Origin of the sequence: Massilia sp. WG5, from assembly GCF_001412595.2 — a bacterium.
Classification (GTDB): Bacteria; Pseudomonadota; Gammaproteobacteria; order Burkholderiales; family Burkholderiaceae_D; genus Telluria.
In genome coordinates this window covers 322,365-346,416 of the sequence record NZ_CP012640.2, presented here as the reverse complement: position 1 = coordinate 346,416, position 24,052 = coordinate 322,365, and the positions used below count along the sequence as shown (strand labels likewise).

Here is a 24,052-nt window from a genome sequence, read left to right as displayed (position 1 = left end):
TGGCAAAGAACCGGGGCAACTATAGCAAATCTTGCCTATTTGTAACCCATATAATTTTATGTCGACCACATAAATACAACGCGCAGCATCCCAAGCAAAGGAGCCGTACCCGTATGATCCGTTCCACCCTGCGTCTCAAGCCCTCCGTCCTCCTGATCGGCGCCGCCCTCGCGCCCGCCTTCTGGAGCCCCGTCCACGCCCAGGAACAGGCAGCCGACGCCAGCAAGAACCGCGTCGTCGTCACCGGCTCCTCCATCAAGCGCATCGAAGGCGAGACCGCGCTGCCGGTGCAGGTGCTCAAACGCGCCGAAATCGAGCGCATCGGCGCCTCTTCGACCGAGGAGCTGGTCAAGCAACTCAGTTCCCTGAGCAGCGCCGGCAGCTCGACCACGGTGGCGAACGCCTCGGGCTATGGCGGCGGCAACATCGCCACCGTCTCGCTGCGCGGCCTGGGCGGCGCACGCACGCTGGTGCTGGTGAACGGCCGCCGCATGGCGGTGTATGGCGGCGGCTCGGCCGGTGCGGCCGGCTCCTCGGTGGACATCAACAGCATTCCGCTGGCGGCCATCGAGCGCGTCGAGGTGCTGAAGGACGGCGCCTCGGCGATCTACGGCAGCGATGCGATCGCCGGCGTGGTCAATTTCATCCTGCGCCGCGACTACAAGGGCGTCGAGATCTCCGGCTCCTTCGGCCAGCCGACCAAGGGCAGCTCGGGCAAGGACACCAAGGCCTCGCTGCTCGGCGGGATCGGCGACTTCGCCGCCGACGGCTACAACATCACCGCCGGCCTGAACCTGCAGACGACCGACGCGATCTACGGCTACGAGCGCGCCTTCGCGCGCCGGCTGGACGTGGCCCACTACAACGACTACCTGTCGTCGATCGCCTTCCCGGCCAATGTCTCACTGTACGGCAGCGGCGTGCTGAAGAATCCGATGCTGCCGAACTGCGGTCCGGTCTCGGTGGTGTCGCCCTATGCGCCGACCCGCTGCAGCTTCGACAACAGCCCCTCGGTGTCGCTGCAGCCCGATGCGCGCCGCGCCAGCCTGATGCTGAACGGCCGCAAGCGGCTGTCCGACGATGCCGAAGCCTATTTCGAGGGCAGCCTGACGCACAACGAATTCGTCTCGCAGACCCAGGCCGTGCCGATGGCGTACAACGCGATCACCACCGCCACCAATCCCTACGTTCCGCAGTTCAAGGCGCTGATGGCGCAATACCCCGGGGTCGCCAAGTACAACTACGGCATCGGCGGTTTCGTGCTGGTGCCAAGCAGCCCGTATTATCCGAAGGACTTCGCGGCCGCCAACGGCCTCACCGGCCTGCCTCTCCTGCTGAACTACCGCGACGTCGCCAACGGCGTGCGCAACACCGAGGACATCGCCGAGAACGCGCGCTTCCTGGTGGGCGCCCGCGGGACCGTGGCCGGCTGGGATGTCGATTCGGCCTTCCTGTTCAGCCAGAGCAAGGTCAAGGAAAACCTTCTGAGCGGATACGCCCAGTACTCGAAAGTGCTGCCGATCTTGAACAGCGGGGTGATCAACCCCTTCGGCGACACCCAGGATGCGGCGGCGATCGACGCGGTGCGCGGCGCCGAGTTCCGCGGCACCAGCTACGCCACCAAGACCTCGGCCACCTCGGTCGACGCCAAGGCCTCGCGCGAACTGTTGCAGCTGCCGGCCGGCATGCTGGCGGTGGCGGTGGGCGCCGAGCTGCGCCGCGAGAAGTTCGAGTACAACCCCTCGGTGGCGATCCAGACCGGCGACATCGCGGGCCTGGGCGGCAACGCCTTCCCGGTGGCCGGCCAGCGCAATGTCGGCTCGGCCTATGCGGAAGCCAGCATCCCGATCGTCAAGACGCTGGACGGCGACGTCGCCGTGCGCTACGACCACTACCAGGGCGTCGGCTCCACCGTCAATCCGAAGGCCTCGCTGCGCTGGCAGCCGAGCAGCGCCTGGCTGGTGCGCGCGGCGGCCGGCACCGGCTTCCGCGCCCCTTCGCTGACCGACCTGTACACGCCGCAGGCCACCAGCGTCACCGCCAACGGCACCCGCGACCCGATCCGCTGCCCGGACATCAAGACCGGCGCGCCGAACGACTGCAATTTCCAGTTCACCACCGTCACCGGCGGCAACCCGAACCTGAAGCCCGAGAAATCGGTCTCCTACACGGCCGGCATCATGTTCGAGCCGACCCGCGACCTGTCCTTGAGCCTGGACGCATTCACCTTGCAGCTGAAGGATGCGATCGTGCCCGGCGGCGTGCCGTCGACCTACTTCCTGGCCAATGCCCAGCGCGCCACGCAATACGCCCAGTACATCCTGCGCGGCGCCCCGGACGGCAATGCCAGCGGTGTCGGCCCGATTACCGGCATCCTGCAGACCGCGGCCAACCTGTTCCGCACCAAGGTGGCGGGCGTCGACATCGACGGCCGCTACACATTGCGCCTGGACGCCGCCAACCGCGTCAACTTCCGCATCTCCGGCACCTATCTGGGCAAGTACGACGTGCAGCAACCAGACCTGAGCTACACCAGCTCGCTGGACCAGGCCCAGAACGCGGCCGGCGGCGTGGTACTGCGCTGGAAGCACAACGCGAGCGCCACCTGGCTCACCGGGGCTTTCGAGACCACGCTGTCGCAGAACTACCAGAAGGGTTATACCGACGCCGCCGCCAACCGCGCGCCGGCCGGCACGCCCGTGCGCAAGGTCGTCCCTTACCAGACCTACGACCTACAGCTCGGCTACAACGGCTTCAAGTCGACCCGCCTGGCGCTGGGCGTGAAGAACCTGTTCGACCGCGACCCGCCGTACACCAACCTGACCTCGAACTTCCTGGGCGGGTATGACGTCAGCTACGCCGACCCGCGCGGCCGCTACGTCTACGCAAGCGCGACTTACAGCTGGAAGTGATATATGCTCTCCGGCGCGGCCAGATGGCGGCCGCGCCGTTTTTGTTTTCTCAAGGAGTTTTATGCCTCGTCTGACCAAGCTCTCCGTGGCGATGCTGCTCGCAGCCGCCGCATATGTACAAACTGCGGCGCAAGCCGCCGACAGTGTGGCCGACCGTCCGCTGCCGTCCCGCCAGGCCGAGATCGACGCCATCGTCAAGGAGATCTCGCCCCAGCGCATCCAGGCCTACGTCAATAAACTGGTGAGCTTCGGCACCCGCCACACGATGTCGGACACCAGCTCCGACACGCGCGGCATCGGCGCCGCGCGGCGCTGGATCAAGTCCGAGATGGAGCGCTGCGGCGCCGGCCGCCTCGAGGTCCGCTTCGACGGCCATATGCACCCGGTCGACGGCCGCATCGACCGCCCGACCGAGATCGTCAACGTGGTCGCGACCCTGCCGGGCACGCAGGCGGCCTCGAAGGACCGCCTGTACGTGGTCAGCGGCCATTACGATTCGCGCGTCACCGACGTGATGAACGCCACCGCCGACGCGCCCGGCGCCAACGACGACGCCTCCGGCACCGCGGCGGTGATCGAGCTGGCCTGCGTGATGGCGAAGCACAAGTTCGACGCGACCCTGGTCTTCATGACCGTGGCCGCCGAGGAGCAGGGCCTGTACGGCTCGGGCGACTTCGCCAGGAAGGCCAAGGCGAACAAGCTGAATATCGCGGGCATGCTGAACAACGACATCATCGGCAGCTCGCACGATGAACACGGCAAGCTGGACAACTCCCACGTGCGCCTGTTCGCCGAAGGCGTGCCGCCGCTGAAGGAAGCTCCGTCGCCCGAGCTGCGCACCCTGCTGGTCACCGGCGGCGAGAACGATTCGATCACCCGCCAGCTGGCCCGCCACGTGAAGGAAACCGGCGAGCGCTACGTGCCCGGCTTCAAGGTCGACATCATCTACCGGCGCGACCGCTACCTGCGCGGCGGCGACCACAGCCCCTTCCTGGACGCCGGCTACGCGGCCGTGCGCTTCACCGAACCGAACGAGGACTTCAAGCACCAGCACCAGGACCTGCGCACCGAGAACGGCGTGAAGATCGGCGACTATCCGGAGTTCGTCGACCCCGCCTATGTCGCCCAGGTGGCGCGCGTGAACGCCGCCTCGCTGGCCTCGCTGGCGCTGGCCCCGGCCGCGCCGCAGGAGGTCAAGGTCAGGACCGCCGCCCTCGACAACGGCACCGACCTGGTGTGGAAGGCGAATGCCGAACCCGACCTGGCCGGCTACCGCATCGTCTGGCGCGAAACGACCTCGCCGCTGTGGCAGGGTTCGCGCTTCGTCGGCAACGTGACCAGCGCGCGCATCGACATGTCCAAGGATAACGTCCTGTACGGCGTGCAGGCGGTGGACAAGGACGGCAACGTCAGTCCGGCGACTTATCCGCTGCCGATGCGCTGAGCGTTTCCTGGCAGGACAAAACCTACGCCGCGGCGCAGCATGCCGCGGCGTTTTCTTTTTGCGGCGCCCTCTTTACGCGCTCTACAGCGCCAGCTCAACGAATCCTGCAAACACATGGGTAATACTCGTGCCGCATCGTACTTTTTTACTATGCGGTGCAGCATTTTTTATTTACCAGGCACACAACAATTTTCTTGACTTACGTGCTGCTGAGCATATTCTTATACGCACAACAATATAAAACGACGTAGTCCGGTAGTCCGTTTCACATTCTTGGAGGATGTAAATGTCGGCAATGACGCGTAGGACATTGCTGGGCGCGATCGCGACCAGCCCGCTCTGGCTTCAGGCAGCATGGGCCCAGCCCACGAATCTCAAGATCTCCCATCAATTCCCTGGCGGCAGCGTTGCAGAAGGCGATTTCCGCGACCGCCTGTGCCGCATGTTCGCCTCCGAGACCGAACGCCGCACCAAAGGACGCGTCAAGTTCTCGATCTATCCGCATTCCACGCTCATGAAGAGCGAGGCGCAGATTCCGGCCCTGGCCAAGGGCCAGCTCGACATGTCGCTGGTGCCGCTCACCTATGCCGGCGCCACCCTGCCGGAAGTGAACATCGGCCTGCTGCCGGGCCTGGTCACCTCTTACGAGCAGGGTTACTCCTGGAAGGACGCCGAGATCGGCCAGGAATTCAAGCGCATGCTGGCCGACCGCGGCATCGTGATCCTGAGCTGGATCTGGCAGGCCGGCGGGGTCGCCTCGCGCGGCAAGCCGATCGTCGATCCGGAGGACGCGGCCGGCCTGAAGGTGCGCGGCGGCTCGCACGAGATGGACATGCTCCTGCGTGAAGCGGGCGCCAACGTGGTCGACATGCCCTCGAACGAGATCCGCGGCGCGCTGGAGAAAGGCACGCTGGATGCGGCCATGACCTCCTCCTCCTCGCTGATTTCCTTCCGCCTGGATGAAGTCTCGAAATACGTGACCACTGCACGCGGCGGCGCCTACTGGTTCATGCTGGAGCCGCTGCTGATCTCGAAGACCGCCTTCGACCGCCTGCCGCGCGACCAGCAGGCGACCCTGCTGGCGGTCGGCGCCGAACTCGAAGCCTTCGCGCGCAGGTCGGCGCAGATGGACGACGCGGCGGTGGCGGCCCTGTTCCAGGGCAAGGGCGGCCGCTCGGTCGACCTCACCAGCGATTCCCTGCGCAAGTGGCAGGACGTGGCGCGCGCCACGGCGTGGAAGGATTACGGGTCGCGTAACGAAAATTGCGCGAAGCTGCTGGCGCTGGCGGAGAAAACACTCGCCTGAATGCAGGGTGGGCACAGGAAGCCCACCCTGCCTCAGCCCCCCGTCACCGGCGGAAAGAACGCCACTTCCCCACCCTCGCGGATCGCCGTCTCCGGCTCGCACATCACATGATTGAAGGCCATGCGCAGCGCGCGCTCGCGGCCGAGGGCTTCCGCCCAGGCGCCGCCGCGGGCGATCAGGAAGCCGCGCACCGCGCCGACCGTCGTCACGCCTTCGGGCAGAGAAACCGTCTCGCCGGCCGTGCCGACCGCTTCACGCACGCTGGCAAAGAATCGCAGATTGATATTCATGTGAATCCGTAAAACTCAATGCTGTAAAAATGCGAACGGAATGAAGCGCACCGTATCGCCGCGTGCAATCGCCTGGCCCGGCGGGCAGTCGATCAGGCCGTCGGCCCACACGGTCGAGGTCAGCACGCCCGAGCCCTGGTTCGGGAACAGTTCGAGGCCGCCCTGCTCGTTGATGCGGGCGCGCAGGAATTCGTTGCGGCGGTCCGCCTTCGGCCAGTCGAAATCGGCGCGCATGGGGATGGCGCGCGGATGCACGTCGCCGCTCACGCCCTGCAGGCGCAGCAGGAAAGGCCGCACGAACAGCAGGAAGGTCACGAAGCTCGACACCGGATTGCCGGGCAGGCCGAGGAAGTAAGCAGCGCCAGTGGCGCTGCTTACGCAATCCTGTCCGCTAGCTCCGTTTGCAGCCCGTCGCACCTCGCCGAAGGCCAGCGGCTTGCCCGGCTTGACGGCGATCTGCCACATGTTCAGCCGCCCTTCCGCCTCCACCGCCGGCTTGATATGGTCTTCCTCGCCGACCGAGACGCCGCCCGAGGTGATGATCAGGTCGTGCCCCGCCGCCGCCGCGCGCAGGGTGTCGCGGGTGGCCTGCAGCGAATCCGGCACGATGCCGTAGTCGGTGAACTCGCAGCCCAGGTTCTCCAGCAGCCCGCGCAGCAGGAAGCGGTTCGAGTTGTAGATCGCGCCGGGCTTGAGCGGCTCGCCCGGCATCGCCAGTTCGTCGCCGGTGAAGAACACGGCCACGCGCAGGCGTCGGCGCACCGGCAGCTGCGCCAGGCCGACGGATGCGGCCAGTCCCAGCTCCTGGCTGCGCAGGCGGGTGCCGGCCGGCAGGATGACGGCGCCGGCGCGCACGTCCTCGCCCGCGCGGCGGATCCATTCGCCCGGCTGCGGCGCGTGCTTCACGGTGACGACGTCGCCATCCAGCTCGCACTGCTCCTGCATCACCACCGCATCCGCGCCTTCCGGGATCAGGGCGCCGGTGAAGATGCGCGCGGCGGTGCCGGGCGCGAGAAAGGTGCCGACGCTGCCGGCCGGGATCCGCTGCGTCACCTTCAGGCTGGCCGCGCCGCCGGCGCAGTCGGCCGCGCGCACCGCGTAGCCGTCCATCTGGGTGTTGTCGGCGCCCGGCACGTCCAGCTTCGATGCCTGGTCCCCGGCCAGCACGCGGCCGTTGGCGTCCAGCGTGTCCACCAGCTCGACCTCGGCCACCGGACGGGCGGCCGCCAGCAGGAAGTCGAGGGCTTCGCGCACGGGCATCAATGGCTTGCGCAGCGGCGCGGCGTTCGGAGCACTCATTTTCCGAGTCCCGTGTGCTCGGCGATGTAGGCCTTCATCTGCGCCACATCCGGCTTCATGACGACGAAGCGCTGCGGCAGCGCCTCGATGTTCTCGAAGCCCGCCGGACGCGCGGCATCGCTGCCGAGGGCTTCCAGGATGGTCTCGTTGAACTTGGCCGCCAGCGCCGTCTCCAGCACGATCATCGGCACGCCCGGCTCGAGGTGCTCGCGCGCGACCTTGATGCCGTCGGCGGTGTGGGTGTCGATGGTGATGCCGTAGTCGTCGAAGACTTCACGGATGGTCGCCAGGCGGTCTTCATGGTTCGAGCTGCCGGACTGGAAGCCGTACTGGCCGACGAGCTTGAACTCGTCGCCGTCGCTGCCCGCGCCGCCGGACAGGTCGAAGCCGCCGTGCGTGTCGACCTTGCGGAACAGCGCATGCGTGCGTTCGGCGTCGCGGCCCACCAGTTCGTAGACGAAGCGTTCGAAGTTCGAGGCCTTCGAGATGTCCATCGACGGGCTGCTGGTGTGGAAGGTCTCGGACGGCTTGCGCACGCGGTAGACGCCGGTGCGGAAGAACTCGTCCAGCACATTGTTCTCGTTGGTCGCCACCACCAGCTTCGCGATCGGCAGGCCCATCATGCGGGCGATGTGGCCGGCGCAGATATTGCCGAAGTTCCCGGACGGGACCGTGAACGAGACCTTCTGCCCGTTCGAGCTGGTCGCCTTCAGGTAGCCGCGGAAGTAGTAGACCACCTGCGCGACGACGCGCGCCCAGTTGATCGAGTTGACCGTGCCGATCTTGTGGCGGGCCTTGAATTCGAGGTCGTTCGACACCGCCTTGACCATGTCCTGGGCATCGTCGAACACGCCTTCGATGGCGATGTTGAAGATGTTCGGGTCCTGCAGGCTGAACATCTGCGCGGTCTGGAAGGCGCTCATCTTCTTGTGCGGCGACAGCATGAAGACGCGGACGCCACGCTTGCCGCGCATCGCATACTCGGCCGCGCTGCCGGTGTCGCCGGAGGTGGCGCCGAAGATGTTCAGCTCGTCGCTGTTCTTCGCCAGCGCGTATTCGAACAGGTTCCCGAGCAGCTGCATCGCCATGTCCTTGAAGGCCAGGGTCGGGCCGTTCGACAGGCCCTGCAGGATCAGGGTCTTGTCCGCGCCCTGCTCCAGCACGCGCAGCGGCGTGATCTCGGCGGCGGATTCGTCGGCGCGGGCGTTGCGGTAGACCTCGGCCGTGTAGGTCCTGGCGGTCAGGGCCTTCAGGTCGGCTTCCGGGATGTCCGTCGCAAACTTGCGCAGGATCTCGAAGGCCAGCTCGGCATAGGAGAGCGAGCGCCAGGCGTCGAGCTCGGCGCCGGTCACCTGCGGGTACTGTTCGGGCAGGTACAGCCCACCGTCCGGCGCGAGGCCGCCCAGCAGGATGTCGGAAAATCGTTGGGGATTGCGGGAAGCGGACGCGCTGGTCGCGCGGGTGGAGACATAGTGCATACGGTGAGCAGGATCGAAAGTTGGCAGGCGTTGACTATTTATTATAGTGCGCCTGCCGGAAACTTGCCCCTTTTGCCGAATTTTGTATGGCCACCGCGTTGTCAGCAGGCCGCGTGGTTGACCGTCACCACGTGGATCGCCAGGCCGCCGAGCGAGGTTTCCTTGTACTTGGCCTGCATGTCGTAGCCGGTCTGGCGCATGGTTTCGATGACTTCGTCGAGGCTGACGAAGTGGGTGCCGTCGCCCTTCAGCGCCAGCGAGGTCGCGGTGATGGCCTTGATCGCGCCCATGCCGTTGCGCTCGATGCAGGGGATCTGCACCAGGCCGCCGATCGGGTCGCAGGTCATGCCCAGGTGGTGCTCGATGCCGATCTCCGCCGCGTTCTCGATCTGCTCGTTGCTGCCGCCGAGGGCCGCCACCAGCCCTGCCGCCGCCATCGCGCAGGCCACGCCGACTTCGCCCTGGCAGCCGATCTCGGCGCCCGAGATCGACGCGTTCTTCTTGCACAGCATGCCGATCGCGGCGGAGGTCAACAGGAATTCGCGGATGCCGCGCTGCGCATTGGTCGGGCGGCAGTCCTCGGCGTAGTAGCGCAGCACCGCGGGAATGATGCCGGCCGCGCCATTCGTCGGCGCGGTGACGACCCGGCCGCCGGCCGCGTTCTCTTCGTTGACCGCCATCGCATACAGGCTGACCTGGTTCACGGCGTCGTGCGGCAGGTGGTTGGTGGCGCAGCGCGCCTCCTGCTCCTGGCGCCACAGCTTGGCCGCGCGGCGCTTGACGTTCAGGCCGCCCGGCAGCTGGCCCTCGGTGACCATGCCATGCGCGATACAGTCGCGCATCACCTGCCAGATCCGGTCCAGGCCCGCGTCCAGCTCCTGCTCGCTCATGCGCGCCAGCTCGTTCGCGCGCAGCATCGCGGGGATGCTCATGCCGTCGCGCTTGCCGTGCTCGAGCAGCTCGCGCATGGTATCGAAGGGATACGGGATCGGCGCGGACGCGCTTTCCTTCGGCGCCTGGAGGTTCGCCTGTGACTCTCCGGCCGCGGTGATGAAGCCGCCGCCGATCGAATAATAGACGCGCTCGATGAGGCTGCCGTCGCGCAGCTTGAGCACGAAGCGCATGCCGTTCGGGTGCTCGGGCAGGGTCGACTGCTTGTGCCAGACGAGGTTCGCCTTTTGCGAGAACGGCACCTCCCTGGCGCCGAGCAGCTTCAGCACGCCGTCCAGTTCCGCCTCGGCCAGTTTGTCCTCGACGCTGTCCGGATCGACATCCTGCGGGGTCTCGCCCATCAGGCCGAGGATCACGGCCTTGTCGGTCGCGTGGCCGACGCCGGTCAGGGCCAGCGAGCCATACAGATGGGCTTCGACCCCGGCCACATCCATCAGGCTGCCGGCCTCCTGCACGTAATCCTGCAGGAAGCGCCGCGCGGCGACCATCGGGCCGACCGTATGCGAACTGGAGGGACCGATGCCGATCTTGAATAAGTCAAATACGCTCATGTCCATGAGCTGTCTCCTGAAGAACTTCTTTATTATTTATGGGCTTGGTGGGACAGCGCCAAGTCCGCGGCATCGAAACCTCATTCCCGCGGAAGCGGGAATGGCCGTGGAAATTCAGGCGGTCTGGCCGACGTCGACGTTTTCCAGCATCGAATCGACCATCTCCTCGACCCCGATGCGCGCCTTCCAGCCCCAGTCGGCGCTCGCACGCCCATCGTCGAGGCTCTTCGGCCAGGAATCGGCGATCTGCTGGCGGCTGTCCGGCTTGTAGGCGATCTCGAAGCCCGGCAACCTGGCCTGGATGGCGGCGGCCAGTTCGCGCGGGTTGAAGGAGACGCCGGCCACGTTGTACGAGGAGCGGATCGCGACCGCATCGGTCGGCGCTTCCATCAGCTCGATGGTGGCGCGGATCGCATCCGGCATGTAGATCATCGGCAGCGTGGTTTCCGGGCCCAGGAAGCACTCGTAGGTCTCGCCCTTCAGCGCCGCGTGGAAGATGGCGATCGCGTAGTCGGTGGTGCCGCCGCCCGGAGGCGACTTGAAGCTGATGATGCCCGGGTAGCGGATGCTGCGCACGTCGACGCCGTACTTCGCGTGGTAGTACTCGCACAGGCGCTCGCCGGCCAGCTTGCTGATGCCGTAGATCGAGGTCGGGTCCATCACCGTGTACTGCGGGGTGTTCTCGGCAGGGGTGTTGGGGCCGAAGGCGGCGATCGAGGAAGGCCAGAACACCTTTAGCGGCTTGCCCGCTTCGCCGCGTTCGCGGGCGATCTCGAGGATGTTCAGCAGGCCGTCCATGTTCAGGGACCATGCCTTCAGCGGCGCCTTCTCGCCGGTCGCCGACAGCAGCGCGGCCAGCTGGTAGACCTGGGTGACCCCTTCGTCGGCGATGATGCGGGCCACGGCCTCGCGGTCCATCACGTCCAGGCGGGTGTAGCGCTCGGCGCCGTAGATGTTGTCTGTGCCGATGTCCGAAGCGATGACGTTGGCCGCGCCGTGCTTCTGCGCGAGCGCGCTCACGAGTTCACTGCCGATCTGGCCGTTGGCGCCGATGATGAGGATGCGTTCCATTCTTGAGATCCCGATTGGTTATTCTTGCTCAGTTCTTGATCAGGCCCAGCTCGCGGCCGGCTTGTTCGAAGGCTTTCAGCACGGTGTCGAGCTGTTCGCGGGTGTGCGCCGCCGACAGCTGGACCCGCACGCGCGCCTGGCCCATCGGCACCACCGGGTAGAAGAAGCCCGACAGCAGCACGCCCAGTTCGAACATGCGGGCCGCGAATTTCTGCGCCACCGGCGCGTCGAACAGCATCACCGGCACCACCGGGTGGGTGCCCGGCTTGATGGTGAAGCCGATGCGCTCGATCTCCTTGCGGAAGTAGGCCGTGTTCTCGTGCAGGCGGTCGCGCAGCTCGGTGGACTTGCTGATGCGGTCCAGCACGGCCAGCGAAGCGCCGGCGATCATCGGCGCCAGGCTGTTCGAGAACAGGTAGGGGCGCGACTTCTGGCGCAGGGTCTCGATGACTTCCTTGCGGCCCGAGGTGAAGCCGCCCATCGCGCCGCCCAGGGCCTTGCCCAGGGTGCCGGTGATGATGTCGATCTTGCCCATGACGTTGAAATGCTCGTGGGTGCCGCGGCCGGTCTTGCCCATGAAGCCGGAGGCGTGCGACTCGTCGATCATGGTCAGGGCGCCGTACTTCTCCGCCAGCTCGACGATCCTGTCCAGCTGGGCGATGGTGCCGTCCATCGAGAAGGCGCCGTCGGTGACGATGATCTTGTGGCGCTTGCCCGCTTCGGTCGCCGCGATCAACTGCTTCTCCAGGTCGGCCATGTCGTTGTTGGCGTAGCGGTAGCGCGCGGCCTTGCACAGCCGGATGCCGTCGATGATCGAGGCGTGGTTCAGGGCGTCCGAGATGATCGCGTCGTTCTCGTCGAACAGCGGCTCGAACACGCCGCCGTTGGCGTCGAAAGCGGCGGCGTAGAGGATGGTGTCTTCGGTGCCGAGGAATTCCGACAGCTTCTGCTCCAGCTCCTTGTGCACGGTCTGGGTGCCGCAGATGAAACGCACCGAGGACAGCCCGTAGCCGTATTTTTCCAGCGCGGCTTCGGCCGCCTTCTGGGTTTCCGGATCGCCGGACAGGCCGAGGTAGTTGTTGGCGCACATATTGATCAGCGTGCGGCCGTCCGCGGCGACCACTTCGGCTCCCTGGCGCGACGCGAGCACGCGTTCGGGCTTGAACAGGCCCTCGGTCTGGAGCGTGTCGAGTTTGGCCTGGAGGGCGCTATAGAATGCCTGGTCGCTCATTGTCTTCCTCGTCCTTGTCATTTGTTGGCGGATGTTGTACCGTTTGTCCGTTCGATGTAGTGAACCGAGTTCGCTATCTCGAACAAAAATTCAATATAGTGGATATTACCCGCGACCATCGCAGTTGACAAGTCAGATGAATAAAGTCGTAACAGCCCTCGCCCCCGCCGCCCCCGTCGGCGCCCCGCCCGAAGTCGGCGCCACCCTGCAGCGCCTGCGCCTGGCGCGCGGCCTGACGCTCGAGGACCTGTCGCGCATCGCCGGCGTCTCCAAGTCGATGCTGTCGCAGATCGAGCGCGAGAAGGCGAATCCGACCATCGCCATCACCTGGCGCCTGGCGAATGCGCTGGGCGTGCAGATCGGCGAACTGCTGTCCTCGGAAGTGCGCAGCAGCGACGTGATCCGCGTGGTCGACGCCCACGAGATCCCCACCCTGCCGGGTTCCCACGCCGGCTACTCGCTGCGCATCCTCGGACCCATGGACCTGGCCGGCAAGTACGAATGGTATGAACTGACGCTGGCCCCGGGCGGCGAGCTGGCCTCCCAGCCGCACGACCCGGGCACCAGCGAGCACCTGACCGTGCTGACCGGGGCCCTCGAACTGGAAGTCGGGCCGGAAAAGAAACGCGTCAAGCACGGCGCCACGGCGCGCTATCCGGCGGATGTGGCGCACACGATCAGGAACGTCGGCAAGCTCGAAGCGAAGGCGCTGATGGTGGTGGTGCACCGCTGAGCAAGAGCCGTCAATATCGTCAAATAAATTGTAAAACCGCGTGACAGTTAACCAGTTGCAATATATGATTCCATATAGAAACTAACTGAGACGCAGGGGGCAGCCCAGTGTTTCCCACTGGAGCACCCATGGTCAAAGTCAACGATATCGCCGGCTGGCGCGAACGTATTTTTTCGTCCCTGCTTTCGATGGTGCTCGCGGTCGGCACGCTCGCTACCGTTCCCATCATTCCTTTCCTGATCCACCAAGGCATGTGGCAGGTCGCGCTTGCCGACACGATTGCCCTACTCTGGATCTTTGCGGTCTGGCGCCTCGACCGCCTGTCTTACAATGTGCGCGTGGTGCACTTCCTGGCGGTGGTCTATGCGCTTTCGGTCACGCTGATGCTGTCGATCGGCGCCGCCAGCATGAGCTACCTGCTTGGGCCGCCCGTCATTGCGGCGCTGCTCCTGAGCCTGCGCCCGGCCATGATTGCCGTCGCGCTTGGCGCCGCCTCCTTGATCGGCATGGGCGCCACCGGTCATATTGCCCTCAGCGTACCCGGTTGGCAGGACGAGCCGCTCAAAGCATCCCTGGTCGCGGCCCTCAACTACACGAGTGTCGGCGTCATGCTGACCCTCACCTGCGCCAGATTGATCAAGGGCCTGTCGCTCAGTCTCGCGGACGCGCGCAGCTTCGCCGGCTCGCTCGAGGCCAACCAGGTCACCCTGCACGAATTGAACAGCGAACTGGAACTCACGGCAGCGGCACTATCCCACCTGAACGACATGGTGCTGATTGCCCAGGCGGTGGAAGGCCAGGATGTGAGCCAGCCGATCACCTTCGTCAACGACGCCTTCCTGCGCCGCACAGGCTATGTGCCCGGCGAAATCATCGGACGTGGCCTGCGCGTATTGCAGGCGCCCGAGAACGACCCGGCGGTGGTCGCCCGCATCTTCGACGCCATGCTGGACGGCCAGCCGTGCAACGCCGAATTGATGAGTTGCACGAAGTCCGGCGAATCCTTCTGGGTCGAGATCGAGATGGTGCCGTTCGCGCGCGCCGGCCAGCGCGCCAGCCATTGGGTCGTGGTCGGGCGCGACATCACGGAGCGGCGTGTCGCGGCCGACGCGATCCACCGCCTTGCCTACTATGACGTGCTGACCGGGCTCGCCAACCGGCGGCTCCTGATGGAGCGCCTTGATGCGATCGTCACGCAGACCAATGCCGGGCTCGGCCTGAGCGCGGTACTCTACCTGGACCTCGACAATTTCAAGAATGTCAACGACGCCGGTGGCCATGCGACTGGCGACGCGCTCCTCAAGCATGCCGCCACGCGCCTGTCCAGCACAGTACGCAATCGCGATACCGTGGCTCGCATTGGCGGCGACGAATTCGTGGTCCTGATCGACGGACTCGGGCACGATGACGATGCCGCGACGCGCGACGCGCTGGCGGTCGCCGAAAAAATCCGCGTCGCACTGGCCGCGCCGCTGGACATCGACGGCCAGGCCTTCCACATCGCAGCAAGCATCGGGGTCGCGCTGCCGCTACGCACCCCGGCGACGGCGCACGTCCTGCTGCACGAAGCGGACACTGCGATGTACCATGCCAAGGCAGGTGGCCGGGATGGCGTCGCACTGTTCGCCGAGGCCATGCTGCTCGACGCCCAGGAAAAACTCATTCTGGAGCAGGATCTTGCGCTCGCCCTGGAGAACGGCGAACTGGCGATGCATCTGCAACTGCAGGTCGACCATGCCGGTGCGCCTGCAGGCGCCGAGCTCCTGATGCGCTGGCAGCGCGCCGACGGCAGCATGATACGGCCTGATATCTTCATTCCGGTCGCGGAGGCCAGCGGCCTGATCGTACCGCTCGGACATTGGGTCCTGCGCCAGGCCTGCGAGGCGTGGCTGGCGCTGGAACGGGCCGGCCACCAGATGCCGCTGTCGATCAACGTCAGCCCGGTGCAATTCCGCCAGCCGGACTTCGTCGAGCGGGTTCGCGCCATCCTTGCCGACACCGGCGCGCCGCCGGAACAACTGATCTTCGAAGTAACGGAGGGGCTGCTGATCGATGATATCGACCAGACTATCGAGCGCATGCGCACACTGGCCGCTATCGGCATCCGTTTCTCGATCGACGACTTCGGGACCGGCTATTCGAACCTGGCTTACCTGAAGAAAATGCCCCTGTACGAGTTGAAGATCGACAAGAGCCTGGTTCGCGACATGCCGCACGACATCAACGGCACGGCGATCGTGCAATCGGTCATGGCCATGGCCGGCCACCTGGGGCTGCGCGTGGTGGCGGAGGGAATCGAGAACACCGAGCAGGCCGCATTCCTGGCCGGGAACGGGCAGCCCTGCATGCAGGGCTTCCTGTTCTCCCGCCCGATGCCGCTCGATCGACTGATGAATGAGCTGAACGGACGGGTGGAGCTGGCAGCCTGAGCCGGCGCGGCGACGCTCAGTCCGCTGCGCCCATCGGCGCGGACGCCGAGGCTACCGGCGCCTCATCCATCTTCAAGGCCCTGCTCAGGAAGCCCCAGCGGTCCGCCACCTCCTCGATCTGCTTGCTGGTCGGCTTGCCCGCGCCGTGCCCGGCCTTGGTGTCGATGCGGATGATGATCGGATTGCCGCCGGCCTGGTCGGCCTGGGCGGTGGCGGCGAACTTGAAGCTATGCGCCGGCACCACGCGGTCGTCGTGGTCGGCCGTGGTGATCATGGTGGCCGGATAGCAGGTGCCCGGTTTCAGGTTGTGCAGCGGCGAGTATTTCGCCAGGGCCTTGAACTCGTCCGGATTTTCCGATGAACCGTAGTCCGAGGTCCAGGCCCAGCCGATCGTGAACTTGTGGAAGCGCAGCATGTCCATCACGCCCACCATCGGAATCGCCGCAGCGAACAGTTCCGGGCGCTGGGTCATCGCCGCGCCCACCAGCAGGCCGCCGTTGCTGCCGCCGCCGATCGCCAGCTTGGCCGGCGAGGTCACCTTGTTGTTCACCAGCCATTCGGCGGCGCCGATGAAGTCGTCGAACACGTTCTGCTTCTTCAGTTTGGTGCCGGCCTCGTGCCAGGCTTCGCCGTACTCGCCGCCGCCGCGCAGGTTGGCGACCACGTAGACGCCGCCCATCTCCATCCAGGCCAGGTTGGCCGGCGAGAAGCCCGGGGTCATCGAGATGTTGAAGCCGCCGTAGCCGTACAGATAGGTCGGGTTGTTGCCGTCCAGCTTCAGGCCCTTCTTCGACGTGATGAACATCGGGACCCTGGTGCCGTCGCGGCTGGTGTAGAACTGCTGGCGGGTCTCGTAGTCGGCCGGGTTGAACTTCACCTCCGGCTTGCGGAATACCGTCGAGGCGCCGCTCTTCATGTCGACGCGGTAGATCGTGGTCGGGGTGGTGAAGCCGGTGAAGGAATAGAAGGTCTCGGTGTCGCCGCGCTTGCCCGCGAAGCCGCCGACCGAGCCGATGCCCGGCAGCGCGATCTCGCGCAGCGCCTTGCCCTTCAGGTCGGTCAGCTTGACCACGCTGCGGGCATCGGCCAGGTACTCGGCCACCAGCTGTCCGTTGATCAGGTGCGCCGACTGCAGGGTCTGCCGGCTTTCCGGCACGATCGTGGACCAGTTGGCTTCCTGCGGCTTGCGGATGTCGATGGCGACGATGCGCTGGCGCGAGGCCTTGCGGTCGGTAACGAAGTAGAACACCGGGCCGACGTTGTCGATGAAGTCATAGGCCGCGTCGAAGTTGTCGATCAGCGGCACCACGGGGCTGGCCGGCTTGCTCAAGTCCTTGTAGAAGATGCGGTATTTGTGCGCCGTGCCCTTGGTGGCGTGGATCAGCAGGTAGCGGCCGTCGTCGGTGGTGGTGGCGCCGAAGCCCCATTCCTTCTCGTCCGGGCGGTCGTAGACCAGCACGTCCGCCGCTTGCGGCGTGCCCAGCTTGTGGTAGTAGAGCTTCTGGAAATAGTTGACGTCGGCCAGCTTGGTCGCTTCCTTCGGCTCGTCGTAGCGGCTGTAGAAGAAGCCCTTGCCGTCGCGGGTCCAGGCGGTGCTGGAGAACTTCACCCACTGGATGTGGTCATCGAGATCCTTGCCGGTGTCGACGTCGCGCACGCGGATCTCGTTCCAGTCCGAACCCGAAGCCGCGGTCGAGTAGGCCAGCAGCTTGCCGTCCGGGCTGACCGCTAGGCCGGCCAGGGCCACGGTGCCGTCCGCCGCCAGGGTGTTGGGATCGAGCAGCAGGCGCGGCGTGTCCGTCAGCGACTTCATGGTGTACAGCACCGACTGGTTCTGCAGGCCGTCGTTGCGGCTGAAGAAGTAGCGGCCGCCCTCCTTGAAGGGCACGCTGTAGCGCTCGTAATTCCACAGCTCGGTCAGGCGCTGGCGGATCGCTTCGCGCTGCGGGATCTGCGCCAGATAGGATTGGGTGAGCTTGTTCTCGGCGTCGACCCAGGCCTTGGTCTCGGCGCTGTTGGCGTCTTCCAGCCAGCGGTAGGGGTCGGCAACCCTGGTGCCGTGGTAATCGTCGGTCTGGTCGACCTTCTTCGCGACGGGATAGTTCAGCGGCGTGCCGGCGGCGCAGGCTTGTGGCGCGGCGACGGCCGGCGCGGCCGCGGACGCGAGAAAGGCGGCGGCGAGGGCGGCGGCAAGGGTGGCGTGTCTCATATGCATGCTTGTTATCGTTGTCGATGTCGTTGACGGAAGGGGCTGATGCTGTTGGGCATGATAGCGCGAATTGTCCAATCGACAAATATCCTTCCGGCAGCTTCACGACTCAGGCGGCGCGCCGCTCCTCGCGCTCCCGGGCGCCGGCGCGCCACTGGCGGCTGAGGCCCTCCGCATCCTCGATCTCGCGGGCCGACAGGCGGCGCGCGACGATGGCCTTGTTGGCGCTGGCCGCCGGGTCGCCGGCATCGGCCGCCAGCAGCATCCACATGTACGAGCGCACACTGTCGCGCGCGACGCCGCGGCCGCTGTTGTACATGCCGCCCAGGTTGTACTGGGCCAGCGCATGTCCCTGCTCGGCGGCCAGCGCGTACCAGCGCACGGCCTCGGCATCGTCCTGCGCGACGCCCTGCCCGGTCGCGTACATCACGCCGAGGTTGTTCTGGGCGCTGGCGTCGCCCTGCTCGGCGGCGCGGCGGTACCACTCGACGGCGGTGGCTTCATCGCGGTGCACGCCCTGCCCGTTCGCGTACATCACGCCCAGCGTGAACTGGGCGTTCGCGGCGCCCTGGCCGGCGGCCTGGCGGTACCAGTAAAAGGCCTGGCGCACGTCGGCCGCCACGCCGCGGCCGTGCGCGTACATATTCCCGAGCTTGTACTGGGCCAGCATATGGCCCTGCTTGGCGGCGCGCGTGCTCCAGGTCAATGCGGCGGCCTCGTCGCGCACGCCGCCGCGGCCGCTGGCCAGCAGCAGGCCCAGGCTGAACTGGGCTTCGGCATCGCCCTGGCGCGCGGCGCAGTGCAGCCATGGCAGCGCCGCTCTGGCGTCGCGTGCGACGCCCACGCCTTCGAGGTAGCACAGTCCCAGCAGGCGCTGCGCGGCCGGATCGCCGCGACCGGCTGCGCGCCGGAACCAGTAGACGGCCTCGGTATCGTTGGGCGCCATGCCCTGGCCGCGGCGCAGCATCAGCCCGAGCGCCACCTCGGCCGGCGCATGCTTGCCGAGCGCCGCCTTGCGCAGCCAGGCCGCGGCCAGCGGATAGTTGACCGGCGCGCCTTCGCCGTGCAGATAGCATTCGCCGAGCACGTGCTGGGCGCTGGGCAGGTTCTGGGCGGCGGCGCGCTGGTACCACACCAGCGCCTGTTCGGGGCTGCGCGCCAGGCCGCGCCCGCCGCGCAGCATGTCGCCGAGGTTCTGCTGGGCCGATGGATCGCCCTGCTCGGCCGCCAGCGCGAACCAGCGTACCGCCTGGGCATCGGACTGCGCCACGCCGCGGCCCTGGTAGAACATCGACCCCAGGTGGTTCTGGGCGAAGGCCAGGCCTTGCTCGGCGGCGCGGCGCAGCCACTCGACGGCGCGGCCGTCGTCGCGCGCCACCCCGTGGCCGTCCTTGTAGATCAGGCCGAGGTTGAATTGCGCATAGGGATCGCCCCGCTCGGCAGCGCGGGCGAACCAGGCCAGCACGGTATTCTCCGGCGACAAATCAGAGTGCTGCATGCTCGCTCCAGATGTAAAACAGGCAAGAAAATCGCGGCGAAACACCATGGCGGCGCCGCAAGAATTGCCAAAAGTTTAACTAGGAGGAATCTGACGGGCTTGATCTGTGGCAGATGGCTGCCCGTTCGGCGCGGAAAAAAAACAGGCGGAATCCGCAGCCGGGTAGAGCAAGCGCAACTGTAGCGAAAATCACGCTGCCCGGCCGCTACAGCGATTGTGATGAGACAAACTGTCGGGTTCGCGCACAGTTAGCGCGCTGTCTGATTAACAATGTGGTCTATTCGTCAAGCGACGCGCTTGCGCGCTGCAGCATAGCCGCCGATATACTCATCCACCTTGGCTGCGGCCAAGCGATTGATCTCAACCAACAGTTCCGGCGCCACGCTTCCCAGTCCATAGGATTCGCCGAGATGGCGGCCGATGTGCAGCAGCAGGCGGGCGGCGACCTCGGCGTCGGCTTCGGCGCGGTGGGCGGTGCCGCGGAAGGCGATCCCCAGCGAGCGCGCCAGTTCGCCGAGCTTGTAGCTGGGCATGCCCGGCAAGACCCGGCGCGACAGCTTGACCGAGCACACCAGGCCGGCGTGGCGGCAGGCATGGCCCTGGCGCGTGCCCTCGGCCTTCAGGAACTTCTCGTCGAAGCTGGCGTTGTGCGCGGCCAGGGTATCGGCGCCGATGAAGTCGATCAGTTCCGGAATCACCTCGGCGGCCGGCGGCGCGCCGTCCACCATCTGCTGGGTGATGCCGGTCAGCGAGGTGATGAAGGGCGGAATGCGCACGCCGCAGTTCACCAGCGAGACATAGCGCTCGACGATCTCGCCGCCCGCGATGCGCAGCGCGGCGACCTCGGTGATGCGGTCGCCGGACTCGGGCGACAGGCCGGTGGTCTCGAAGTCGAGCATGACGATCGGACGTTCAAACATGGTTACCTTTCAAGAGAGAACGCTGCTCTCATCCGAATTTACGGGCGGCGTCGATGGCCAGGCCGGCGCCGATGCTGCCGAACAGGTCGCCCTCGACGCGGCGGGCCTGCGGGACGATGGCGGCGATCCGCTCGCGCAGCGCCGCCACGCCGCTCGATCCGCCGGTGAAGAAGACCGTGTCGACGCGTTCCGCCGCCACCCCGGCCTCGTCCAGCAGGCGCTGCACGGTCGCACCGACCTGCTCGACCAGGCCCGCGATCGCGGTCTCGAACAGCGCGCGCCCGACCTGCAGGCGTTCGGGCGGCGACAGGCGGTCGAGGTCGAGCTCGACCAGCGGCGTGCCGGACAGGCCGATCTTGGCTTCCTCGACCTGCATCGCCAGCCAGTGGCCGGCGCGCTCGTCGATCAGGTGGCGCAGGCGCCCCAGTTTGGCCGGCTCGGCGGCGTCGCGCGCCAGGTCTTCTAGCTGGGCCACGCTCTTGCGAGTATAGGCCTGGTTGATCGTATGCCAGGTCGCCAGGTTGAAATAATAGCTGGAGGGGATCGGCGCGCCCGACACCAGCGCGCTGCCGTAGCCCAGCAGCGGCATCACCGAGGCCAGGCTCAGGTATTTATCGAAGTCGGTGCCGCCGATGTGCACGCCGCCGGTGGCCAGGATGTCCTCGCGCCGCTCGATGCGCCCGGCGCGCTCCGGACCGAGGCGCACCAGCGAAAAGTCCGAGGTGCCGCCGCCGATGTCGGCGATCAGCACCAGCTCTTCCTTCTCGATGCGCGATTCGTAGTCGAAGGCGGCGGCAATCGGCTCGTACTGGAAGCCGATCTCGCGGAACCCGGCCGCACGGGCAATCTCGGCCAGGGTGTCCTCGGCCAGGCGGTCGGCCTGCGGGTCGTCGTCGATGAAATACACGGGGCGGCCGAACACGGCGCTGGTGAACTCGCGGCCGGCCTGCTGCTGCGCGCGGCGGCGCAGTTCGCCGATGAAGTGGGACAACAGTTGGCGGAAGGGCAAGGCACGGCCGGCCACCTCGGTCTGGCCATCCATCAGGCTGGTGCCGAGCAGGCTCTTCAGGGAGCGCATCAGGCGGCCTTCGTAGCCCTCCAGGTAATCGGCCAGCGCGGCGCGGCCGTAGCGCACCTGTTCGTCGTCGGCATTGAAGAACACGACCGACGGCAGGGTCGCCTTGCCGTCTTCGAGGGCCAGCAGGCTGGGTTGGCCGGGACGGACCCAGCCGACGGTGGAATTGGAGGTGCCGAAATCGACGCCGCAAGCGTTCGCCATGGAAGCCTATCTGGAGAGGAAGCAGGGAAAGGGGCGAGATGTTACCAGAACTCGGGCTTGCCTGCGAGCCGGTCGCAGCCGTCGAAGTTCCCTTTTCCGTACTTGCGCACTACCTGTCTCAAGCCGGCAACGCGCCGGCCGCCCGCCGCAATCGTGCGCGCGACCGTCCGTCTTATATTCTTTGTATGTACGGTTCCGAGGCGCAGGCCACGAAGGATCCCATGAGCACCACCGCAGGCAGCCCCGAGTTCGCGCATGGCGAAGGCCATGTCCACGCCCAACCGCACGGCTGGCGGCGCTGGCTGTACGCCACCAGCCACAAGGACATCGGCACCCTCTACCTGTGGTTCTCGGCCGTGATGCTGATGGAGGGCGGCCTGCTCGCCATGCTGATCCGGCTGGAACTGTTCCAGCCCGGCCTGCAATTCTTCCGTCCCGAGCTGTACAACGAATTCGTGTCCCTGCACGGGCTGGTCATGGTGTTCGGCGCGATCATGCCGGCCTTCGTCGGCTTCGCCAACTGGATGGTGCCGCTGCAGGTCGGCGCTTCCGACATGGCCTTCGCGCGCATGAACAACTTCTCGTTCTGGCTGTTGCCGCCGGCCGCCCTGCTCCTGACCGCCTCCTTCTTCGTGCCGGGCGGCGCCACCGGCGCCGGCTGGACCATGTACCCGCCGCTGTCCTTGCAGATGGGCACCGGGATGGACATGACGATCTTCGCGGTCCACCTGATGGGCGCCTCGTCCATCATGGGTTCGATTAACATCATCACCACCATCCTCAATATGCGGGCCCCGGGCATGACCCTGATGAAGCTGCCGATGTTCTGCTGGACCTGGCTGATCACCGCCTACCTGCTGATCGCCGTGATGCCGGTGCTGGCCACGGCGGTCACGATGCTGCTCACGGACCGTCATTTCGGCACCACTTTCTTCAATGCGGCCGGCGGCGGCGATCCGGTGATGTTCCAGCACATCTTCTGGTTCTTCGGCCATCCCGAGGTCTACATCATGATCCTGCCCGGTTTCGGGATCGTCTCGCAGGTCATCCCGGCCTTCGCACGTAAACCCCTGTTCGGCTATGCCTCGATGGTGTACGCGACGGCGGCGATCGCCATCATCTCCTTCATCGTCTGGGCCCACCACATGTTCACGACCGGCATGCCGATCACGGCCCAGCTCTTCTTCATGTACGCCACCATGCTGGTCGCGATCCCGACCGGCGTGAAAGTATTCAACTGGGTGGCGACCATGTGGAAGGGCTCGCTGAGCTTCGAGCCGGCGATGCTGTTCGCGGTCGGCTTCATCTGGGTGTTCACGATCGGCGGCTTCACCGGCCTGATCCTGTCGGTGGCGCCGATCGACATCCAGGTCCAGGACACCTATTACGTGGTCGGGCACTTCCACTACGTGCTGGTGGCGGGATCGCTATTTTGCCTGTTCGCCGGCTATTACTACTGGGTGCCGAAGTGGACCGGGCACATGGTCAAGGACTGGCGCGCCAAGTGCCATTTCTGGAATTCGCTGGTCTGGGTGAACGTGACCTTCTTCCCCATGCACTTCCTCGGCCTGGCCGGGATGCCGCGCCGCTATGCCGACTATGCCGTCCAGTTCACCGATTTCCACATGATCACCTCGATCGGCGCCTGGCTGTTCGGCCTGAGCCAGGTCTACTGGCTGCTCTTCATCGTGATACCGAACATCCGCGGCGGTCCGCCGGCCCCGGCCAAGCCCTGGGAAGGGGCCGAAGGGCTGGAGTGGACGATCCCCAGCCCGGCGCCCTTCCATACCTTCGAGACGCCACCCATGGTGAAATGATGCTCTACGAGTGCACACTGCAACGCAACTGCTCGCTGACGCCACGCCAGGTGGCGCGCGCCTATGCCCTGCTGTGCAGCGTGTCGCTCACGGTCGCCCTCGCCTTCTTCCTGCACGGCGTCTGGATCGTGCTCGCCTTCTCGCTGCTGGAACTGTCCTGCGTGGGCCTGGCCATGCTGCTGTATGCGCGGCACGCGCTCGACCGCGAACGCATCGCGCTGACCGACAGCTGCCTGCTGGTCGAGTGCGTACAGGCCGACCGGCGCAGCCAGGCGCGCCTCGACCCGCTGTGGACGCGCGTGCTGCCGCCCGCCGAGGGCGGTCCGCCCGCCGGCGCCCGGCGCGCCCTGATCACGCTCGAATCGCGTGGCGTGCGCGTCGAGGTCGGCCGTTTCGTGAACGAAGCAAAACGGCGCCAGGTCGCGCGCGAACTGCGCCAGGCGCTCCGCCAGGTCTCCGTGATGCGCTAACGGGTGTCGATGGGCACACCCTGTTCGGTGCCGGGGCTGGCTATGGTGAGTTCCACCCGGCGATTCTGCGCCCGACCCTCCGGCGTATCGTTGGAAGCGACCGGATCGGCATCGCCAAAGCCTTTGGCCGAGACGAGATTCGGGTTGACGCCCTGCGAGATCAT

At 66.3% G+C, this 24,052-nt stretch carries 18 protein-coding genes; 7 read left to right on the top strand and 11 right to left on the bottom strand.

Features of this window, described 5'->3' with window-relative positions; translation table 11 throughout:
- Nucleotides 1-113: 113 nt before the first annotated feature.
- The 3 genes from AM586_RS01525 (at nt 114) to dctP (ending at nt 5,662) form a co-directional block, all read left to right on the top strand.
- On the top strand, nt 114-2,912 hold the full coding sequence (locus tag AM586_RS01525; RefSeq protein WP_047825059.1) for a TonB-dependent receptor: 2,799 nt from the start codon (nt 114-116) through the stop codon (nt 2,910-2,912).
- Between the two features lie 61 nt (nt 2,913-2,973).
- Nucleotides 2,974-4,356, top strand: a complete 1,383-nt coding sequence (locus AM586_RS01520) for a M28 family peptidase (RefSeq protein ID WP_047825058.1) — start codon at nt 2,974-2,976, stop codon at nt 4,354-4,356.
- A 286-nt stretch (nt 4,357-4,642) separates the two neighbouring features.
- Nucleotides 4,643-5,662: a TRAP transporter substrate-binding protein DctP gene (gene dctP, locus AM586_RS01515; protein ID WP_047825057.1), complete on the top strand. Its 1,020-nt coding sequence runs from the start codon at nt 4,643-4,645 to the stop codon at nt 5,660-5,662.
- A 32-nt stretch (nt 5,663-5,694) separates the two neighbouring features.
- Here dctP and moaD read toward each other — a convergent pair whose 3' ends face one another.
- The 6 genes from moaD to kbl form a co-directional block, all read right to left on the bottom strand.
- Entirely contained in the window at nt 5,695-5,952 is a 258-nt protein-coding gene (moaD, locus tag AM586_RS01510; protein WP_047825056.1) for a molybdopterin converting factor subunit 1, read from the bottom strand.
- Nucleotides 5,953-5,967: 15 nt separating this feature from the next.
- Entirely contained in the window at nt 5,968-7,251 is a 1,284-nt protein-coding gene (gene glp / locus AM586_RS01505; RefSeq protein ID WP_047825055.1) for a gephyrin-like molybdotransferase Glp, read from the bottom strand.
- Nucleotides 7,248-8,729: a threonine synthase gene (gene thrC / locus AM586_RS01500; RefSeq protein WP_047825054.1), complete on the bottom strand. Its 1,482-nt coding sequence runs from the start codon at nt 8,727-8,729 to the stop codon at nt 7,248-7,250. Before thrC ends, glp begins: the two co-directional genes overlap by 4 nt.
- Before the next feature lie 101 nt (nt 8,730-8,830).
- Complete coding sequence (locus AM586_RS01495; protein WP_047825053.1) at nt 8,831-10,237, bottom strand: L-serine ammonia-lyase; 1,407 nt, start codon at nt 10,235-10,237, stop codon at nt 8,831-8,833.
- A gap of 108 nt (nt 10,238-10,345) precedes the next feature.
- Nucleotides 10,346-11,302 carry an NAD-dependent epimerase/dehydratase family protein gene (locus tag AM586_RS01490; protein ID WP_197416442.1) on the bottom strand — a complete coding sequence of 319 codons (957 nt, stop codon included), beginning with the start codon at nt 11,300-11,302 and terminating at the stop codon, nt 10,346-10,348.
- A gap of 28 nt (nt 11,303-11,330) precedes the next feature.
- The gene (gene kbl, locus AM586_RS01485; RefSeq protein ID WP_109370406.1) at nt 11,331-12,533 is read right to left on the bottom strand and encodes a glycine C-acetyltransferase; all 1,203 of its coding nucleotides are present in this window, start codon (nt 12,531-12,533) and stop codon (nt 11,331-11,333) included.
- A 136-nt stretch (nt 12,534-12,669) separates the two neighbouring features.
- Here kbl and AM586_RS01480 point away from each other — a divergent pair, with 136 nt between their 5' ends.
- Nucleotides 12,670-13,266: a helix-turn-helix domain-containing protein gene (locus AM586_RS01480; protein ID WP_047825050.1), complete on the top strand. Its 597-nt coding sequence runs from the start codon at nt 12,670-12,672 to the stop codon at nt 13,264-13,266.
- 128 nt (nt 13,267-13,394) lie between these two features.
- Nucleotides 13,395-15,695 (top strand): bifunctional diguanylate cyclase/phosphodiesterase, encoded by a 2,301-nt coding sequence (locus AM586_RS01475; RefSeq protein WP_047825049.1) that lies wholly within the window; start codon nt 13,395-13,397, stop codon nt 15,693-15,695.
- Nucleotides 15,696-15,711: 16 nt separating this feature from the next.
- Here the strand turns inward: AM586_RS01475 and AM586_RS01470 are convergent, their stop codons facing one another.
- The 4 genes from AM586_RS01470 to AM586_RS01455 all read right to left on the bottom strand — a co-directional run bounded on the left by AM586_RS01470 (nt 15,712) and on the right by AM586_RS01455 (nt 21,601).
- A complete protein-coding gene (locus AM586_RS01470) occupies nt 15,712-17,910 on the bottom strand; it encodes a prolyl oligopeptidase family protein (protein ID WP_082439591.1) in 2,199 nt (732 codons plus the stop codon).
- A 103-nt stretch (nt 17,911-18,013) separates the two neighbouring features.
- Complete coding sequence (locus AM586_RS29155; protein ID WP_047825048.1) at nt 18,014-19,402, bottom strand: tetratricopeptide repeat protein; 1,389 nt, start codon at nt 19,400-19,402, stop codon at nt 18,014-18,016.
- Nucleotides 19,403-19,686: 284 nt separating this feature from the next.
- On the bottom strand, nt 19,687-20,322 hold the full coding sequence (locus AM586_RS01460; RefSeq protein WP_047825047.1) for a PolC-type DNA polymerase III: 636 nt from the start codon (nt 20,320-20,322) through the stop codon (nt 19,687-19,689).
- 28 nt (nt 20,323-20,350) lie between these two features.
- Nucleotides 20,351-21,601, bottom strand: a complete 1,251-nt coding sequence (locus tag AM586_RS01455) for an Hsp70 family protein (RefSeq protein WP_047825046.1) — start codon at nt 21,599-21,601, stop codon at nt 20,351-20,353.
- Between the two features lie 221 nt (nt 21,602-21,822).
- Here AM586_RS01455 and ctaD point away from each other — a divergent pair, with 221 nt between their 5' ends.
- Together ctaD and AM586_RS01445 are read left to right on the top strand one after the other, a co-directional pair.
- Nucleotides 21,823-23,418: a cytochrome c oxidase subunit I gene (ctaD, locus tag AM586_RS01450; protein WP_047825367.1), complete on the top strand. Its 1,596-nt coding sequence runs from the start codon at nt 21,823-21,825 to the stop codon at nt 23,416-23,418.
- Nucleotides 23,415-23,888, top strand: coding sequence for a DUF2244 domain-containing protein (locus AM586_RS01445; RefSeq protein ID WP_047825045.1), 474 nt, complete (start codon nt 23,415-23,417; stop codon nt 23,886-23,888). Before ctaD ends, AM586_RS01445 begins: the two co-directional genes overlap by 4 nt.
- On the opposite strand, the gene AM586_RS27940 is transcribed toward AM586_RS01445, so the two are convergent.
- Nucleotides 23,885-24,052, bottom strand: coding sequence for an OmpA family protein (locus AM586_RS27940; RefSeq protein ID WP_156328205.1), 168 nt, complete (start codon nt 24,050-24,052; stop codon nt 23,885-23,887). The genes AM586_RS01445 and AM586_RS27940 overlap by 4 nt on opposite strands.

What these genes read in the sequence shown, in the direction of transcription:
- AM586_RS01525 (WP_047825059.1), top strand. Translation starts at nt 114, where the DNA reads ATGATCCGTTCCACCCTGCGTCTCAAGCCCTCCGTCCTCCTGATCGGC.
- AM586_RS01520 (WP_047825058.1), top strand. Translation starts at nt 2,974, where the DNA reads ATGCCTCGTCTGACCAAGCTCTCCGTGGCGATGCTGCTCGCAGCCGCC.
- dctP (WP_047825057.1), top strand. Translation starts at nt 4,643, where the DNA reads ATGTCGGCAATGACGCGTAGGACATTGCTGGGCGCGATCGCGACCAGC.
- moaD (WP_047825056.1), bottom strand. Translation starts at nt 5,952, where the DNA reads ATGAATATCAATCTGCGATTCTTTGCCAGCGTGCGTGAAGCGGTCGGC.
- glp (WP_047825055.1), bottom strand. Translation starts at nt 7,251, where the DNA reads ATGAGTGCTCCGAACGCCGCGCCGCTGCGCAAGCCATTGATGCCCGTG.
- thrC (WP_047825054.1), bottom strand. Translation starts at nt 8,729, where the DNA reads ATGCACTATGTCTCCACCCGCGCGACCAGCGCGTCCGCTTCCCGCAAT.
- AM586_RS01495 (WP_047825053.1), bottom strand. Translation starts at nt 10,237, where the DNA reads ATGGACATGAGCGTATTTGACTTATTCAAGATCGGCATCGGTCCCTCC.
- AM586_RS01490 (WP_197416442.1), bottom strand. Translation starts at nt 11,302, where the DNA reads ATGGAACGCATCCTCATCATCGGCGCCAACGGCCAGATCGGCAGTGAA.
- kbl (WP_109370406.1), bottom strand. Translation starts at nt 12,533, where the DNA reads ATGAGCGACCAGGCATTCTATAGCGCCCTCCAGGCCAAACTCGACACG.
- AM586_RS01480 (WP_047825050.1), top strand. Translation starts at nt 12,670, where the DNA reads ATGAATAAAGTCGTAACAGCCCTCGCCCCCGCCGCCCCCGTCGGCGCC.
- AM586_RS01475 (WP_047825049.1), top strand. Translation starts at nt 13,395, where the DNA reads ATGGTCAAAGTCAACGATATCGCCGGCTGGCGCGAACGTATTTTTTCG.
- AM586_RS01470 (WP_082439591.1), bottom strand. Translation starts at nt 17,910, where the DNA reads ATGCATATGAGACACGCCACCCTTGCCGCCGCCCTCGCCGCCGCCTTT.
- AM586_RS29155 (WP_047825048.1), bottom strand. Translation starts at nt 19,402, where the DNA reads ATGCAGCACTCTGATTTGTCGCCGGAGAATACCGTGCTGGCCTGGTTC.
- AM586_RS01460 (WP_047825047.1), bottom strand. Translation starts at nt 20,322, where the DNA reads ATGTTTGAACGTCCGATCGTCATGCTCGACTTCGAGACCACCGGCCTG.
- AM586_RS01455 (WP_047825046.1), bottom strand. Translation starts at nt 21,601, where the DNA reads ATGGCGAACGCTTGCGGCGTCGATTTCGGCACCTCCAATTCCACCGTC.
- ctaD (WP_047825367.1), top strand. Translation starts at nt 21,823, where the DNA reads ATGAGCACCACCGCAGGCAGCCCCGAGTTCGCGCATGGCGAAGGCCAT.
- AM586_RS01445 (WP_047825045.1), top strand. Translation starts at nt 23,415, where the DNA reads ATGATGCTCTACGAGTGCACACTGCAACGCAACTGCTCGCTGACGCCA.
- AM586_RS27940 (WP_156328205.1), bottom strand. Translation starts at nt 24,052, where the DNA reads ATGATCTCGCAGGGCGTCAACCCGAATCTCGTCTCGGCCAAAGGCTTT.